Origin of the sequence: Pseudoalteromonas sp. Hal040 (assembly GCF_037162425.1) — a bacterium.
Lineage (GTDB): Bacteria > Pseudomonadota > Gammaproteobacteria > Enterobacterales > Alteromonadaceae > Pseudoalteromonas > Pseudoalteromonas gelatinilytica.
Window position 1 is genome coordinate 901,578 of sequence record NZ_JARLUU010000001.1, and the last position, 16,386, is coordinate 917,963.

Sequence of the window (16,386 nt, forward strand, 5' to 3'; positions counted from 1 at the left end):
TATTGCGAGCTATAAGGCCTTAGTCTAGAATCTTCGCGTTAAAATAATAATATATAAGGAAATTACGTGAAAACGTTTAAACCTTTTTTGGCGTTTATAGCTTTAGGTTTATTAGCTGGCTGTCAATCTACAACCGAAACAGGTGTATCGATGGCACGCTTTGAGAGCCCAGAGATCAACAGTGATCCCTTTCATTTTCGTGCAACCGTCGGTACAGATACAAGCAAGATCATTGCGAAAGATACCAGCGAGAGTACATCAACGAGTACAGCGATAACGACTTCGATGAGTATGACCTTAGGTTATTCGACTGAGCTTACCCTAGGGGCTGGTATTGGTGGCGATCATGATTATGAAAAATATGCTATTAAGCATCAGTTTTATGGCAGCCCTTTAGAATCGGCCGCCGAGAAAAACTTCTCTATGGCCGTCAGCCTAGGCTATATTCGCAGTGAAGATGCGGGGTATGGTCCACTATTAGCGGGTAATTATGAAGACGATACCTATGATTGGGATTTGTCGCACGATACTTATGATATTGCACTTATTTCAGGATACCGTTTAAGCTCAAAAGCCTTGCTATACGGCAGTGTCTTTTATCAAAAAGGCTCTATTGATGTTGATTATACCCAGATGTATTACCGTACAGAGGAAGGTGATGTATTTTTATCGGGAGCATGTAGTGATACGCCAGAGCAATGCCTTGATTTTAGTGCTGATCACGACGGTCATAATGCAGGTGTCAGCATCGCACTTGAATATGCATTTACACATTGGTTCGCTATTACAGGTGAAGCAGTTTATAAATCGATGAATTGGTTTGATCGCAGTGAAAGCGAGACTGCAGCAAATGTAAACGTTGAATTTAGGTTCTAGGTTCGGCTTTTCGAAAAAAGGCATTAGCAATCGCTAGTGCCTTTTTTGTAATGATTGTTATAAAAACACATAAGCAGCGGGGAGTAGCATACCGCTAATGACTAATACAGAGCGGCTACCCCATGGGCTATTTTTACCCTTGATCATAAATAAGCCGCTGATCGCTAAAAACAGCAATAGCCCAGCAAAAATATCAGAAAAAATCACCCACGAAGCGTTTGTCTCGTTCAAGTGTAAGCGGTTAAATGCTTGAAATACATGACGAGGCTCAATGGCTTCATAGTTTATGATATCTTGATTGAGTTTAAGGCTGAGGTTGTTACCGTTTTTTAAAAACACCTTAAACTCTTGCGGCGACACCCAATAAGAGGCCTTTACCGGCTCGCTTACATCAGCATGAGAGATAATTTGCTCAATCAGCAACGCGTCATTATCTAATTGCCAAGTTTCATCGCTCACACTGATTTGCTGGTGGCTTACTTTGTAGTTTGGGTTCCAATCATCTTTGTGGTTCACTGCAATGCCAGAAACCGCAAAGATAATTACTAAACCAACACAAAAATAACCAATATCGCGGTGTAAGTTTCTGTTTAACTTAAACCAGTTGATACTTGATTTGTTACTCAATGATTTCAACTCCGCTCGGTACGAGCTGATAAATAGCCATTGCTTCAGTCACTGAGTTTGCATCAAAGCTTTCGCCAGCTTGCTGTGCTTTGTGAGCTAGTAGCGCTTTAGTGCGGCCAAGGCTAAGCTGAATTTTATCGAGCTTACCAGTTACGATAGCTTTACTGCCTTTAGCCGTCATCGGGAATACCATGTCGCCATCTTCAACTTTGATACGTAAGTTTTCAAAGCGTTTGTCAGATGCAAGCGTCATCCAGCAACCACGTTTTTCGCAAACCCCAGTGATAGTCCCTTCCACGGTAATTGGACTTGCAAGGTAATCGTCTGGTGAGGCCATAACTGTCGAAATTTTAATGAGTTTGTCACTGTCGACTTGATTGCCAAACTGTAAGCTAAAGGCGTGTTGGCTAAAGCTTAAAAGCGCCAATGAAAATGCAATAAATGTTTTTGATTTTAGGAACATAGCGGTTGCTTCTTTAAAAAAATTAAGCCTTAGTTTAAGCGATTTACTTGTATGATAAAAGCTTAATGAGATTAAAAATGATTTGCAATTATATCAAACCTAGATCAATTGCTTTTAATGCTGCACGGGTTCTATCACGTACATCTAGCTTTCTGAGAATAAAAGACACTTGATTACGGATAGTCCCTTCAGACTTATAAAGTGCCTCGGCGATTTCACTATTTGAATAGCCTGCAGCGATTAAATTGAGCACTCTAAGCTCGCTTTTACTTAATTTATCAGGAGTTGCTAAATAAGTATCGGTTGTTTTAGTGGGCTTATTCAAAATTCGCTCGGTGATCGCAGGAGCTAGCGCTGAGCCACCTTTAGCAAGTGTTTCGATGGCGCTGACCAAGCGCTCTAAATTAATATCTTTTAACGCATAACCCTTAGCACCATAGCGAATACATTCTAGCACTTGTTCACTATCATCAAAGGTCGTGAGTACCAGTACTGGTTGCCTCAGCTGTTGTGCTTGCATACTTTTCAGTACGCCAATACCATCTAGAATAGGCATGCGAATATCAAGGAGTACAACATCAATAGAATGTTGCTTGAGCATCTCAAGAGCCGTTTGACCATTGTCAGCCTCAGCCACGACTTGAATATTTGCTTTAAGGGCGAGTAAGCTTTTTAAGCCTTCTCTTAATAATGTTTGGTCATCAACGAGTAATACCCTAATCATTTTTTACGCCAAAGTATGTGGATTAAGTTTATGAGGTAGCGTTGCAGCAATCGCAAACCCATTATTATTTTGTTCAAACTCGATTGCTCCTCGCACTAAAGCTAAGCGCTCTTGCATACCTGTTAAGCCATTGCCTAAGTTCAGCTTGGGCATTTCGCCACCGTTATCATAAATAGTGAGATGCACTGAATCAGCTTGGAGGTCTAAGCTTACCGACAGCTCGGTCGCATCACTGTGTTTAATACAATTCGTAATCGCTTCTTGCACAGTATGAAATAACGTTTGTGCCAATAACGTATCACTTATTTTTATATTTTCATCGTAATTGAGTGTGACATTTAAGCCTGTAATATGGCTGCACAGTGAATTAAGCGATGCATGTAAATCAATGGTTTGGTTTTCGCGCATTGACGAGACAGAGTCACGCACATCATTTAATAACAAGCGGGTAATTTGTTGTGCTTTAGTTATGTGTTTTGGTGCTTCATGGTTAGCACAATGATTGGCGACTTCTAGGTGAATACTTAGTCCCGTAAGGTGGTGGCCAAGGGTATCATGTAAATCTCTGGCAATACGAATACGTTCATCGCGAGTTGCGGTGTCGTTTAAAAGTGCTTGAGTTGCTTTTAATTCACGTAATAAATGGGCTGCTTGTTCTTTGGCTTTACGCTCAGAAATAAGCCGAGTAGCAAAGCGATAGGCAAAGCTATTGTATAAAGTGAAAGCCAACCCGTTGAGCAATACAAATTGCTTATCAAAGCCATAGTGAAGCGTCAGCGCCATCAAAAAGGGCAGGCAAATGAGTAAATAGAGGCTGGCTTTGTTTGGCTCGTAATCGCTGAATTTAACTAAGAAGATGATCAATAGAATTGCAACAAAGCCAATATTAAATAGCCACATCAATAGCACAACATTAGCGATAGTGAAGTTCAAAATATGGGTTTGATAGTGCTTAAATCGTATTCTAAAAAACTCAAAATAAATTAAAAAAGCAAAAAAGCTTATAAATAACACACTGATCAAAACCGTATTTATTGTACTAAAACTTAGCTGCGCCGATTCTGCTCTTTGCGACCAAGCGTGCAGAGTATAAATAAACACAAACCCCCAGGTGATTGCTGAGAGTATGAAATCGCTTCGATGTATCAACGTTTGCAATAGTTTGTTCATACGTTTAATTTAATCCGCAATTATTCGTTTATGTATATGACAAATGTCACGATTAAATATGTGACATTTGCAGCAAGTCAGCCCTAATGGTGAGGCGTTAAACTGCATTAAAACACCAATATAGGGACATTATCATGACCAAACATGAATTTCTGCGAAATAGTCTTTTTCTTATCTGTTGATAGCAGCTTATTGTTTAGCTGCATTATTTGTTGATGATGCCAAGGCCGATGAGCAATCACAGCAATGGCAAATGGAGGTCGGTGCTGCACAATTGGCCATTGATACAGCATGGCGAGATTATGATATTCAAACCATGGTCTTGCCATACTTCAACGCCCGAAAAGGCAACTGGCGCATTGGGCCTAAATATGGCTTAGTGCAATATGCCTTTTTACAAGGCGCAGAATTTGAAGCGTCAATGGGGCTTAGTTTCCGAGATGAAACCTACGATAGCAGTTTAATCTTTAGTGATGAGTTGTCGGATGATGAGGTTTTCACTGACTATAAAGACGGCAAAGGTGAGCTAACCTTCAGAACCCAGCTGCAATATAAGCAGCTTTTTGTTCGTTTAGCGCAAGATATTTCGAATCACTCCGATGGACTTACGTTTCTTGCCCGCTATAACCTACAGATTTATGGCCAAGGATTAGGGTTACAGCTAAGTGCTGATCTCGGTTTTTATTGGCAAGATAAAAAATACACTCAATACCTGTATGGCATAGCTAATGGCAATATCGCCCCTGAGTTTGGCAGATATGAATATCAGCCAAGTGCAGCCCTTAACCCATTCACCTCGCTAAACCTGACTTATGTTTTTAATAAGCAGTGGTCTGTTTTTACGAGCGTGCGGTATGAGCAACTTGACTCAACTATCAAAAAAAGCCCGCTAGTGGGAGAAACTGCCAAGCAGCAATTCACTGCAACTATAAATTATCGTTTTTAGAAAAAGGGATGAGCAATGAATTATCTACTGAGATTATGCATTTTACTCTTACTAACTGGTTGCAATAGCGCTGAAGAAGAAGTGTTTGACGAAGACGATTTATACCAAGGTGTCTATGAAAGTGACTATTATGTTTATAACTTTAGCGAGTACCCGGTTGATTTTTATATGATGAACCTACGAAACAACACACCAACAAGCGCAATTTATAAGGAGCAGAACTTTCAACAATCAATCGATGGCTACGGTGGTTTTGAAAAGCTTAACTTTAAGCGTTCTGTGGTCGGAAAGGTTGGCTTTGCAGCTTTTTATGATGCTGAAATAAAAGCTCATCTACAAAAGTGGGTTGTTAGTGATATAGCTAATTATGTGATCAGTTATATGGATGGCGAAACGCTGAAACTGGCTTTTTTAGCACGCACTGAGGCTGTAGATAGTGGTGATTACCCTGTGGTTAGGCTGGTTAGTTTTATCGGCAATACGAACTACAGCTATAAACTTGCTAATAGTGAATTAACTGAAGCAACAGCAACAGCTTATATACCGCTAACTCATTGCGCTAGTGACTTACAAATTGCAGGTTTTGAATTTGATTTTTGTAACTTAGAGCAGCGTGGTTACTTAATTGTGCTGCTACCTAATGAGCAACTAGCAATCATCAAAGAGTAGTGCTTTATGACAATTTCGTGAATATTGTGATAATGTAACTTTTTATCGTTTCATTGCTTTATAATGCCTTTTTTATTTGTATGATAAAGCTGGTTTTTAGCTTGGAGTTAGCATGGTTTCACGTCGAGAATTTTTAGTAGGGGCGGGCACATTGGCCTTTTTAGGATTATCAAAAAGTGCCATAGGTAAAGTGTCGTTAGGTGATTTAAAAACAACGGCTGTCGGCTTTGGCCCGTTAATTCCTGATACAGATAAATTGCTCGACTTACCTGAGGGCTTTAGTTATCAAGTAGTTTCAAGCCTAGGTGAGAAAATGTCTGATGGGTTTACGGTACCCGATAAAGCCGATGGCATGGGTTGCCTAGCGCTTGGTAATGACCGCGTTGCATTAGTGCGAAACCATGAGCTAAAACCAAAAGATTTAGCGAAAGCTGAGGCAAGTATTGCCAACCATAAAACGCCCCTGGCTTTTGATACTAACAGTGACGGTGTGGCGTTACCGGGTGGCACAAGTCATATCGTGTATAACTTAAAAACCCATCAAAAAGAGCAAGAATACTTGTCATTGGTCGGCACTATTCGTAACTGTTCTGGCGGTATCACGCCATGGGGCACCTGGCTTACGTGCGAAGAAACCACAGATACCAAAGCCGATGGATTTAACCAAGACCACGGCTATATTTTTGAAGTACCCGCAAATAGCAAAGGCTTAATTAAACCTGAGCCATTAAAAGCCATGGGTCGATTTAACCACGAAGCGGCTGCCGTTGATCCGCGCACAGGCATTGTTTATTTAACAGAAGACAAAGGTGATAGCGTCTTTTATCGCTTTATTCCAAATGAATATGGCAAGCTGCATAAAGGCGGGCAATTACAAGCTATGGTGGTAAAAGGTAAGCCACAATTCGATAGCCGTAACTGGAATAATAAAGCCATGGGGCTACATCAAGAGCTTGAGGTTGAGTGGGTCAATCTAGATAACCCTGAAAGCCCGAAAGACGACCTACGCCTACGTGGCTACAAACAAGGCGCAGCATTGTTTGCTCGCGGTGAAGGTATTCACTGGGGTGATAAAGAGCTTTATTTCTGCTGTACCAATGGTGGTAAAAAACAACTTGGTCAGGTTATGAAATATCAGCCATCAGAATTTGAGGGCACAGATAAAGAAGCACAGCAACCTGGTAAAATCTCGTTGTTTGTAGAAAGTACCAGCAAAACCTTTTACAACTTTGGCGATAACCTTACCGTGTCACCTAATGGTCATTTAATTGTTTGTGAAGACCAATACACCGATGTGGTTGATAATCATCTTCGCGGTGTGACACCCCAAGGGCAAGTTTATAATTTTGCCCGCTTAGTGGCGCAAACCGAGCTGGCAGGTGCCTGTTTTTCACCAGATGGTAGCACTTTGTTTGTGAACGTTTACTCACCGTCAAAAACACTTGCTATAACAGGCCCATGGCATCAGTTTAGTGTTTAACAAATAAAAGAGCTTTACTCTAATTCATCAATTATTAGTAACGGAAAGTTCTTTGCCGAGCGGGGCTGCCAATCTGCAAACTCAATATTACTCACATTCAGTGTATTGAGTGCTTTTTTTGAGTAGCTCCAGCCTCTGGCTTTTTGTGCCACAGCTGCACGTTTTAGCTCTTCAGATAAACCAATGGTTAGCAATTCATGCTTAACACCGCGTTTTGTATAAAAGGCTTTTTCACGTGCCACGGCTTTTGCGATTATTTCGTCGTATTGAGTGCGTAAAGCCTGCCACTTGGTTGTTTTTTCTGGCTCTTTTAAATGGCTTACCATGGCATCAATATCGCTATCTCGCCAGCGAGCTGAAGCGGCATCGCCGTGCCAACCGACAATGGCGTTATTAGCTATGGTAGTAGGGTTTCCTGCAAGCAATACATAATTAGCACACGACGAAAAGCAAAATTGTTTTACATGAACCTTTAAATTATGCGCCAAAATTAATTCGGCGAGATCCATACCTAAATCAACGTTTCCGCCACCACTGGTGATTTGTATGCTGTTTATGTTTGGCTGCTCAGCCAAAAGCTGTGCAACATGTTGATTGTTTTTGGCACTAATTTCGCCCTGATAAATAATGCGCTGCTCGCTTAGTGACACACCGGCAAAGCTTAACCAAGGGATGATTAAAAATAGACTAAAAAATACACGCAACATAAAACGCTAACCTTATAAATTGTATGATAATTCTATCATGCTTTTAGGGTTTTTTAGCGGCTTTTTTGGCGCTGACTTTAGCGGCGTGTTTGGCAATCCACTTAGTCATTTTTTTCATTAAGGCGGGTGGAAAATCATGGCCCATTCCGGGCACAACTTTTAGCTTACTACGCTTTATTAAGATTGCGGTGTTGATACCCGCAGACAGTGGCATAACAGGATCAGCACTGCCGTGGATCACTAAGGTGGGGGCTTTAATCTTCTTTAAAAGTTGCTCACGATAGGGCGTTGCGGCAATGGCTGCAAGCTGACGTTTAAAGCCTGTTTGATTTGTGTGGGCCCGCTCAATATAGCGCTGTGCGTTGGCGTATAAAGCGTGTTCATCTTGTGGATAGGCTGGGCTGCCAATGAGTTGGTTGAGCTTAACATTGTAATCAATCGCGGCTTCTTTATTACTGCTCCGGGGTCGTATTTTAGCGAGCTTTACTAATAGGTTTATGTTTGACCCCGAAAACGATAACGGCGAGCTACTCGACATAATTGAAGTTAAGCTCAGCACACGTTTTTTATACTTTGCCGCGGCAATTTGCGCAATCATGCCACCCATCGACGCCCCCACTAAGTGCGCTTTTTTGATAGCCAGTGCATCCATTAATTCTTTTACATCGCGAGCCATGTCATCGAGCGAATAGGGCAGTTTTGCACGAATGGGTAATCGACGGCTAAGCCAATGCTTTACAAGACTCGGCTTGCCTAACTCATCTAACGATGAGGATAGCCCTGCATCACGATTATCAAAACGAATAACCCGAAAACCTTTTTCGACTAAGCCAAAATAAAGCGACTCTGGCCAAACGGTAAATTGAGCACCTAAGCCAATAATCAAGATGATCACAGGCGCATTTTCATCGCCTTCATCTTGATAACTAATACTGATACCACTGGCTGTAAGGATATGTTCCATAGACTGACAAATAAGCTTACGCAGGTATCATCAGCTTAGTGTGTGAAGTTGGCAGTTTAGTGACAGCAAGAAAAATAGACAGCACATGACTGCATGCTGTCTATTTTCAGGGAGTTTTCTTAGAAGTAAGCGGTAACGCCAATCCAGAAGTTACGGCCTTTATCTTTAACGTTGTAGTCGTCTGTGAATGTGACTTCACTAATTACACCGCGACCTGTTAGGTACTCATACTCACCATCGCCATTTAGGTCGGTATAGCTTGTGCTATACGAGGTGAAATCTTCGTCTAATAGGTTGTTTACGCGGGCATTGATTTGCACGTACTCATTTACATAAAACTGCGCACCTAAATTAAGTAGGTTGTAATTTTTGTAGTACAGCGCTTTGTCGTGCACGTTATCCCAGCCGCGGTAACGGTCTGAACGATATACACCTTGTAGGTATAGGTTCATAAAGTCAGTCGCTTCCCAGTTTAGGGTAAGGTTTGCCATGTGCTCAGCTGAGTTCGTTAGTGGCTGACCTTGTTCAGGGCCGCTCTTTTGTTCGCTATCAGTCCAGGTGTAGTTACCGTTAACAGACACTGTTTTGCTGATAGTATATTGGCCTGCAATTTCAACACCTTGTAGGTCTACTTCGTCGATATTGATTTTTTGGCTATAGCTATCGTAGCCAAGTTGATCGTACTGACCTAAGTTCACACAAGGGCGTACATCGTTAGTTTGCTCACAGCTTAAAATAGTGTCGCCGCTGGCAATTTTGTCTTCAAACTTGGTGTTGTAGTAAGTCACATTGATGTTGTGATCGCCATCAAGCGAAGTCCAGTAAAGGGCGATTTCAGAGTTCACACTGGTTTCTGGTTGTAAGTCTGGGTTACCCGCAAACGGGCTTGTGCCTTGACCGCCAAATCCGGTAATACCGTCATAAAGGTCTGTGGTTTGTGGTGTTTTATAACCCGTACTTACACCCCCTTTTAGCGTCCAAGTGTCAGAGAGGTTATAGACACCGTAAACGCGCGGAGATACTTGGCTGCCAAATACATCATGGTCATCGTAACGAGCGCCTAATGTGAAGGTAAAGTTGTCCGTTGCCATCCAGTTATCTTCGGCAAAGATTGAGTACATGTTTTGCTCTTGTACTTTGCCAGCTTGATCACTTTCAAGACCAAATACACCGTCTTTTAATTCACCGTCGATAAGCTGGCCACCAATTGCTAGGTTATGGCTACCAAAGCTACCTGTGATTGGAATATCAAAACGTAAGTCGTAGGTATATTGACTGCTTTCAAGTGGGCGAGCAGGGCGCGGTAGGAATGTTTCTTCGGCTAAGTCTTTACGTGCTTGCTCATCCATTCCTTCGTATTCGCCAGTACCGTCGTACATTGCTTGCAGCTCTAGGCGCTCGCTAACACTGAGCGGTAGAGTACGGCCATTATTTTGCGTATCAACATAAGAAACAGAAGCCTTCAGCGTTGCCCAATCAAGCTCGCCATCGTAGCTGATTGACCACCACTCACGGTCAAACTCTTGGTCTGCAGCATAACCTGCGCGCGGGTTTACTTGGCCGCGGCGGTCTTGCCAAATTGATTCAATATTATCTTTAGTGCCAAGCGGGTAAGTAATGGTGCCTGATTCGATGTCGTAGCTTGGCGTGTTGTCGTACACTTGGCTTGAATTATCATAATCAAAACGTAAATGATGCGACTCAAACGGGGTATAAGTTAGAGTAAAACCATACTGCTCGTTTGTGTTATCAACGGTACGACCGCCACTACCAAAACCTAATGAACGAGTATGAACAACACCATTTGGATCGGTTGCTGGTTCAAATGTTGGCGATGATGCTTGTTGCTCGTAAACACTGCCGCGCACACCTAAACTTAATACGTCTTTAATAAGTGGACCCATCACACTAAAGTCAGTGGTAATGTCATCGCCAAAATCATCGTTTTGCTGTAATGAACGGCTAAAAGACACTGCACCGCTCCAACTATCAGTGTGCTTTTTAGTGATGATATTAATTACACCACCCAATGCATCTGCACCATAAAGCGTTGATGCAGGGCCGCGAATTACTTCAACACGTTCAATGGCATCAACCGGTGGTACGTGGTTAAACGCGTTGCCACCAAAATTGTTTGGGTATATGTCACCATGGTTATTTTGACGTTTACCATCAATGAGTAACAGGGTGTATTCACCTGTTAAACCACGCATACTTACACTGCCTTGGCCAGTTTTATCACGAGTTGTGCCAATGTCGATCCCTTCTAAATATTGCACCGCATCAAGTACTGAGGTGAAGGCATGAGACTTAATATCTTCATTAGTGATAATTGAAATACTTGCAGGTGCTTCGGTAACTTTTTGCTCAAAACCTGTTGCAGTAATAACTAAGCGTTCCATATCTTGTTTGGGCTTAGCGTCATCAGCAAAGGCTGAAAAATGTGTTGCTATGGCAAGTGCCAGTAAGCTTGGTTTTATTGATTTCATTGTAGGTTTCCAGTTCTTTTTGTAGGTTATCCCTTTGAGGGACGTCGCGTATACTACAGAAATGAAAAATACGATCAATAACTATTCTTATTTAGATTAATCTTTTTCAAGTTGGCTTAAACTATTCACAATTAAGTTGCGTTTGCTTTTTAGCTAATTAATAGGCTGTTACAAACAAGTTTTAGATTAAATACCCAAGGCAGATTCAGTTCCTGTATAGTGTTTTAAACATCATCATAAAAATTAAAATAATGAATTCAGATATCTCTTTAGCGCGCTTTAAGCAGTTTCCAGTGCTTATGTGGATCTTCCTATTTGGCTCATTTATTACCCGTGGTAGCTATTACATGGTGTGGCCATTTCTTGCGGTGATCTTGTACGAAAAGTTTGCTTTATCGGCGACAGAGGTCGGTTTGGTACTTACCAGTGCCGCGGTGATTTCAGTGTTCACCAGTTTTATTGGCAGCAGCCTATCCGATAAAGTGGGCCGGCATACGCTGATGTACATTACCGGCGTGCTGTATATCATTTCTTTCTCGCTGTTAGCTGAGGTAGAAACCGTGGCCGGTTATGTGATTGTAATGACCTTATGCTCGATTGCGACTGCACTTTGGCGACCATTAACCAGTGCGGCGATTGGCGATATTATTGAGGATTCACAAACTCGCGAGCTGGCCATGCAGTCGCTGTACTTTATTGTTAATGTGGGCTGTGCGGTGGGTCCATTAGCAGGGGTATGGCTAGGTTTAACCGGTGAGCAGTCGAGCTTTTATATTACCGCAGGGGCATTTGCTATTTTATTGGTGCTGCTTGTTTGGGGCTTTAATTTTAGTGATAAAGCAGCAAAAAATACCGCGACGATTGATGAGCCAGAAGAGAAAAAACCAGCTGTACAGGGCAAGCAAATCTTACGTATTCTATTTGCAGATAAGCTGCTGCAGTGTTTAATTTTAGCCAATATTTTGTGCATGTTTATTTATGCGCAAATGGATAGTTCACTCATACAATACCTAACTCGGGCAGAGGCTCCCGACCTACTTGCATTGATTTCTGCACTGATTTTTACCAATGCGTTAGTGATCATTTCAAGTCAATTTCTGCTGTTAAAAATGATGGCGCGATTTAGCCTAACGGTGCGCATTCAAATTGGCTTGGTACTATTAATGGTGTCGCAGTTTTGGCTAGCACTTAATCCAATCGATTTATTCTGGGGCTGGATTGGTGCGATAGTGGTGATGAGTTTGGCCGAAACTATTTTGTTTCCGACGATGAACGTACACCTTGATAGGCTCGCACCTTCTCATCTTCGTGGTGCGTACTTTGGCGCGGCTTCGTTTTATGATTTAGGGTTTGCTTTAGCACCACTCGGTGGTGGTTTAATTTTAGATTATTACAACGGTCCAACGTTATTTTTCGCGACGGGAGGCCTTTGCCTTGTAGTGATTTATTTATACGCCATACTCGAAAAGTTACCCAGACCCGATTTTGCAAACCCGTCATAACCTTTAAATAGCCCCTTCATGGGGCTTTTTATGGTTTAAACAATTAATGACAGCGATATCAATTTACGTATTTTTTCCGAGATATTAGTTTGTAGTATCGGCTTATAATGTTAAAAAATTGTTTACCATACCGATAAGAACTCAATGAACGCACCCTACTTTTTGTGCAAACGCTCGCTATTATGCTCGGCTGTATTGCTAACACTTGCTGCTTGTGGCGGCTCAGGCTCAAATGAAAAACAAACAACAACACCGCCTGTAACTGAAGCACCGCAAAACCAAGCGCCGCAAATCAGTGGTCAATCACAGACTTTACGGGTTGGTGAAACCTTGAGTTTTAGCCCTGAAGTCTCTGATCCAGATAATGACCCACTTACTTTGTCTGTAACAAACTTACCAAGTTGGCTAAGTTTTAATGAAGCCTCAGCAAGTATCAGTGGCACACCAGAGCAAGCAGGTAAGTATGCCAACATTGAGTTTACAGTCACTGATGGTCAGCTCTCTGCCCAGCTTTTGATTGATATTAATGTAGAAGCCAAACTTATTGAAAATACGCCGCCAACGCTCACGTCCACCCCATCGGATAGCAATGAAGGCCAAGCTTATACTTACCAGTTAACATTTACTGATGCACAAAATGACACTGTTGTAGTAGGTGAAGTTAGTAAACCTGATTGGCTTAGTTTTGATGCGAATAACCTCCGTTTTAGCGGCACGCCCTTGTTTGCGAATACGGGCGAACAGCAAATTCGTTTTCGTTATTCAGATGGCGAAGTGACGCAGCAGGCAGAGCAAACATTTAACATCTCTGCTAGAGCAAACTCGGCGCCTGTGGTGTCTCCACTGAGTAGTGAAGCGCGTGCTGAGCAGGCATTGAGTGTGCAGTTAATCAGCACCGATGCAGACAACGATGATGTGAGCTTAACCGTAACAGGGTTGCCAACGTGGCTAAGTTTTGATGAGCAAACTAGCATCTTATCTGGCACCGCGAGTAATGAAGATCTTGGTGAGCATAAATTCACAATCACAGCCTCTGACTCACGTGTACAAGCAAGCTTCGAGTTTGTGTTAAACATTACTCAAAGCTATGTAGCTGAGGCACTAGAAACAGGTAATGCGCTAGTTGTGCCAAACAGTGAATTGCTACTTGATGCTGCGCTTAATGAAATTGATAGCCACAAAGCGCGCTTTCAAAGCATTAAAAATAGCTTATTTGCTTTTGGCTCAAGCTCCGCCCTTGATGAATTAAGCTGGTATCCAACATGGGATGCAACGCTATTAACTGCTACGTATCCATTCAATGAGCCGGTACTACTTACCAACAATAGTTGGCAAGATGGTTACGAGGCAAAGATCAGAAATCTTGCTGTAGTCGGGACTAGTGATGGTGAGCAGGGCCGTTACTTGGTATTTGGTAGTAACCCTTATAGAAATACCATTAACGAGCAAATGACTCAGTTTTTGAAAAACAGCACCACCTGGTTAGCTGGTAGAGAAATAACCGCAGAGCAGCCACTCAAACTTGTATTAGCGCAACTTGATCAAAGCTATTACTTTCAAGATAGGATCAAAACGCGAGAGTGGTTTGATAGTCAATATGAAGGCATGGTGAGCTATAACGACAATACAAGTTGTGACAACGACGCTTTAGCGGCGTGCTTAACAACTGACACGGATGTACTGATTATCTCTCAGCATGAGCGTGAAGGATTAAATATTGATAATGTTGTGGCTGCAGTAAAGCAAGCGCAAGCAAATGATATAGCAGTGATCTATATTCAGCGTGATGGAAGCCAAACTGCACTAGGTAGAGCGCTATTTGAATTACTCCATGTGAGCGTTGCAGGTGATAACTACTGGCACCGATTAGAACTGGCAAATTGGAACCCAATTGCTATTAACGACAGCTTGCCAACCGATGCGCAAACTATTAAAGACTTACTTAGTCGCTTTAAAAGCAGCGAATTTAGTGTTGATTTAAGTGCTTGTGATAACCGTAGTTGCCCAGCTGAAAGCCAATATCAGCAACAGTTTAGTGATGCGGCAACTATCATTAATTCGGTTTTTAGAGGTTTTGACCAAGCGAAAACAGATATCTTTACTGAGCAGGGCTATCGCTTTTACCAGTTACTGGTGCTGCTTGCAGATCATTATCGCCAAGTTGTGAGCTTCCCGATGGATAAGCTAAGCACCGATAATACAAGCTTCTTTCGCGGACTGTTTACTGATCATGCGGTATTAAATATACGTAAAGTTAATCCACTTCAAGTTGATATGGGTAATTTCAGCCGTAGTGATTTTAGTCATGTAACACCTAAAACCGTCACCGTGAATATGCAGAGTAAGGCGTATTTTCGCTCAACGGGTGTGTATGCCTTGCCGGGGCAAACATTTGCTATCAAACGCACCGATAATCAAGCAGTGAATACCAAGGTGTTTGTTAATACTCTGCGCGATGGCGCAACACATTACATGAGCAGCAATGGCTATAATCGACCCGCTAAATTGCAGTCGGTTCATGTGCCTATAGAGACAAATGAAACAGTCTATTTTACGTCACCTTATGGTGGGCCAATTCAAATTGAGTTTGATCAAAATGATTTAGATGTCAGCTTTGAATTTAGCAATGTAGGTGAGCACCCTTATTGGCGAAGCAGCAGTGACGATGAGCGCTTTGCTGCACTGCTGGAACAGGGCGATTATGATTGGGCTGAGGTCGCAACCGGTGGCTTTGAAGTGCATTCAAAGCTCGAGAAAATGCGTATTTCAATTAACGATGGTTATTGGCCTGTAGCGTCTGACTTCGCCCATGCAGTAGAGCGTTATACTCATAACTATCCGCATGTACTTGCTGGTTTTAAAGGGCCGGGCATCGATGTGGTAAGCGAAATTCATGACTTTGCGAGTGCACGCAATATCGAAGTACAAACAATTGATATTGTAAAACATATGAATGCAGACCAACCGACCTGTGGTTGGGGCTGTTCTGGTAATCCGTATGACGTAGGTTGGAATTTTAATCCAACTGGGCATGGCGATATCCATGAATTAGGACATGGACTTGAAAAAGGGCGCTTTCGTATCGAAGGATTTGGTGGCCATTCAAATACCAATTTTTACTCCTACTACAGTAAGTCAAAGTTTGAAGATGAAACTGGTTTTTCGGCATCGTGCCAAAACTTACCATTCGAGAACTTGTTTGATCATTTACAAGCCAGTAAACAAAGCGCAGATGCATTTGCTTATATGCAAGGTTTAGCAATGTCTCAGTGGTCGCAAAGTCACGCTATATATTTACAAATAATGATGGCCGCACAGGCACACAATAAGCTTGAAAACGGCTGGCATTTATACCCTCGCTTACACATTTTGGAGCGTGCGTTTAATCTAGCTGATAACAGCGAGTCTAATTGGCAGGCACAAAAAGATGCACTTGGCTTTTCAAGCTACAGCTTGTCGGAGGCGCAAAGCATAGGCAACAATGATTGGCTATTAATCGCGCTTTCAGAAGCAACCGAGCTCGATTTGAGCAACTATTTCAGCATGTGGGGCATGGCAACGTCAGACAAAGCAAAACAGCAGGTTAAAGCAAAAAACTACACGGTATTAGGTGATGTTTACTATGCATCATCTGCCACAGGTTATTGCACCACGTTAAATCAAACAGAGGTTGCAATTGATGGGGCAGAAAGTTGGCCTGAATAATACACCGCTTTGTTAAGTCGATTAGTATTTATATCTAAAACGCCAGCGAAAGATGTCGCTGGCG

General features: G+C 42.2%; 13 protein-coding genes. 6 read left to right on the forward strand and 7 right to left on the reverse strand.

What is annotated here, in order from left to right; all coding sequences use genetic code 11:
* Positions 1–66 precede the first annotated feature (66 nt).
* Entirely contained in the window at positions 67–876 is an 810-nt protein-coding gene (locus tag P4S60_RS04100) for a hypothetical protein (protein ID WP_337115095.1), read from the forward strand.
* 57 nt (positions 877–933) lie between these two features.
* On the opposite strand, the gene P4S60_RS04105 is transcribed toward P4S60_RS04100, so the two are convergent.
* The 4 genes from P4S60_RS04105 to P4S60_RS04120 all read right to left on the reverse strand — a co-directional run bounded on the left by P4S60_RS04105 (position 934) and on the right by P4S60_RS04120 (position 3,590).
* A complete protein-coding gene (locus tag P4S60_RS04105; RefSeq protein ID WP_337115096.1) occupies positions 934–1,503 on the reverse strand; it encodes a PepSY-associated TM helix domain-containing protein in 570 nt (189 codons plus the stop codon).
* Entirely contained in the window at positions 1,496–1,966 is a 471-nt protein-coding gene (locus P4S60_RS04110) for a DUF4920 domain-containing protein (protein ID WP_054551863.1), read from the reverse strand. Before P4S60_RS04110 ends, P4S60_RS04105 begins: the two co-directional genes overlap by 8 nt.
* 88 nt (positions 1,967–2,054) lie before the next feature.
* Positions 2,055–2,690 carry a response regulator transcription factor gene (locus P4S60_RS04115; protein ID WP_337115097.1) on the reverse strand — a complete coding sequence of 212 codons (636 nt, stop codon included), beginning with the start codon at positions 2,688–2,690 and terminating at the stop codon, positions 2,055–2,057.
* Between the two features lie 3 nt (positions 2,691–2,693).
* On the reverse strand, positions 2,694–3,590 hold the full coding sequence (locus P4S60_RS04120; RefSeq protein WP_337115098.1) for a sensor histidine kinase: 897 nt from the start codon (positions 3,588–3,590) through the stop codon (positions 2,694–2,696).
* 448 nt (positions 3,591–4,038) lie between these two features.
* Here P4S60_RS04120 and P4S60_RS04125 point away from each other — a divergent pair, with 448 nt between their 5' ends.
* From P4S60_RS04125 to P4S60_RS04135, 3 genes are all read left to right on the forward strand, one after another.
* The gene (locus tag P4S60_RS04125; RefSeq protein WP_337115099.1) at positions 4,039–4,806 is read left to right on the forward strand and encodes a MipA/OmpV family protein; all 768 of its coding nucleotides are present in this window, start codon (positions 4,039–4,041) and stop codon (positions 4,804–4,806) included.
* A 15-nt stretch (positions 4,807–4,821) separates the two neighbouring features.
* Positions 4,822–5,475 carry a hypothetical protein gene (locus tag P4S60_RS04130; protein WP_166339157.1) on the forward strand — a complete coding sequence of 218 codons (654 nt, stop codon included), beginning with the start codon at positions 4,822–4,824 and terminating at the stop codon, positions 5,473–5,475.
* 112 nt (positions 5,476–5,587) lie between these two features.
* Entirely contained in the window at positions 5,588–6,955 is a 1,368-nt protein-coding gene (locus tag P4S60_RS04135; RefSeq protein ID WP_337115100.1) for an alkaline phosphatase PhoX, read from the forward strand.
* A 14-nt stretch (positions 6,956–6,969) separates the two neighbouring features.
* Here P4S60_RS04135 and P4S60_RS04140 read toward each other — a convergent pair whose 3' ends face one another.
* From P4S60_RS04140 to P4S60_RS04150, 3 genes are all read right to left on the reverse strand, one after another.
* Positions 6,970–7,662 carry an ATP-dependent Clp protease proteolytic subunit gene (locus P4S60_RS04140; protein WP_337115101.1) on the reverse strand — a complete coding sequence of 231 codons (693 nt, stop codon included), beginning with the start codon at positions 7,660–7,662 and terminating at the stop codon, positions 6,970–6,972.
* A gap of 43 nt (positions 7,663–7,705) precedes the next feature.
* Entirely contained in the window at positions 7,706–8,626 is a 921-nt protein-coding gene (locus P4S60_RS04145; protein WP_337115102.1) for an alpha/beta fold hydrolase, read from the reverse strand.
* 119 nt (positions 8,627–8,745) lie between these two features.
* On the reverse strand, positions 8,746–11,115 hold the full coding sequence (locus P4S60_RS04150) for a TonB-dependent receptor domain-containing protein (protein WP_337115103.1): 2,370 nt from the start codon (positions 11,113–11,115) through the stop codon (positions 8,746–8,748).
* Positions 11,116–11,366: 251 nt separating this feature from the next.
* Here P4S60_RS04150 and P4S60_RS04155 point away from each other — a divergent pair, with 251 nt between their 5' ends.
* Together P4S60_RS04155 and P4S60_RS04160 are read left to right on the forward strand one after the other, a co-directional pair.
* A complete protein-coding gene (locus tag P4S60_RS04155) occupies positions 11,367–12,617 on the forward strand; it encodes an MFS transporter (protein ID WP_337115104.1) in 1,251 nt (416 codons plus the stop codon).
* Positions 12,618–12,761: 144 nt separating this feature from the next.
* Positions 12,762–16,322, forward strand: a complete 3,561-nt coding sequence (locus tag P4S60_RS04160; RefSeq protein ID WP_337115105.1) for an ImpA family metalloprotease — start codon at positions 12,762–12,764, stop codon at positions 16,320–16,322.
* Positions 16,323–16,386: the final 64 nt, after the last annotated feature.

What these genes read in the sequence shown, in the direction of transcription:
- P4S60_RS04145 (WP_337115102.1), bottom strand. Translation starts at nt 8,626, where the DNA reads ATGGAACATATCCTTACAGCCAGTGGTATCAGTATTAGTTATCAAGAT.
- P4S60_RS04110 (WP_054551863.1), bottom strand. Translation starts at nt 1,966, where the DNA reads ATGTTCCTAAAATCAAAAACATTTATTGCATTTTCATTGGCGCTTTTA.
- P4S60_RS04155 (WP_337115104.1), top strand. Translation starts at nt 11,367, where the DNA reads ATGAATTCAGATATCTCTTTAGCGCGCTTTAAGCAGTTTCCAGTGCTT.
- P4S60_RS04130 (WP_166339157.1), top strand. Translation starts at nt 4,822, where the DNA reads ATGAATTATCTACTGAGATTATGCATTTTACTCTTACTAACTGGTTGC.
- P4S60_RS04140 (WP_337115101.1), bottom strand. Translation starts at nt 7,662, where the DNA reads ATGTTGCGTGTATTTTTTAGTCTATTTTTAATCATCCCTTGGTTAAGC.
- P4S60_RS04135 (WP_337115100.1), top strand. Translation starts at nt 5,588, where the DNA reads ATGGTTTCACGTCGAGAATTTTTAGTAGGGGCGGGCACATTGGCCTTT.
- P4S60_RS04120 (WP_337115098.1), bottom strand. Translation starts at nt 3,590, where the DNA reads ATGTGGCTATTTAATATTGGCTTTGTTGCAATTCTATTGATCATCTTC.
- P4S60_RS04115 (WP_337115097.1), bottom strand. Translation starts at nt 2,690, where the DNA reads ATGATTAGGGTATTACTCGTTGATGACCAAACATTATTAAGAGAAGGC.
- P4S60_RS04150 (WP_337115103.1), bottom strand. Translation starts at nt 11,115, where the DNA reads ATGAAATCAATAAAACCAAGCTTACTGGCACTTGCCATAGCAACACAT.
- P4S60_RS04160 (WP_337115105.1), top strand. Translation starts at nt 12,762, where the DNA reads ATGAACGCACCCTACTTTTTGTGCAAACGCTCGCTATTATGCTCGGCT.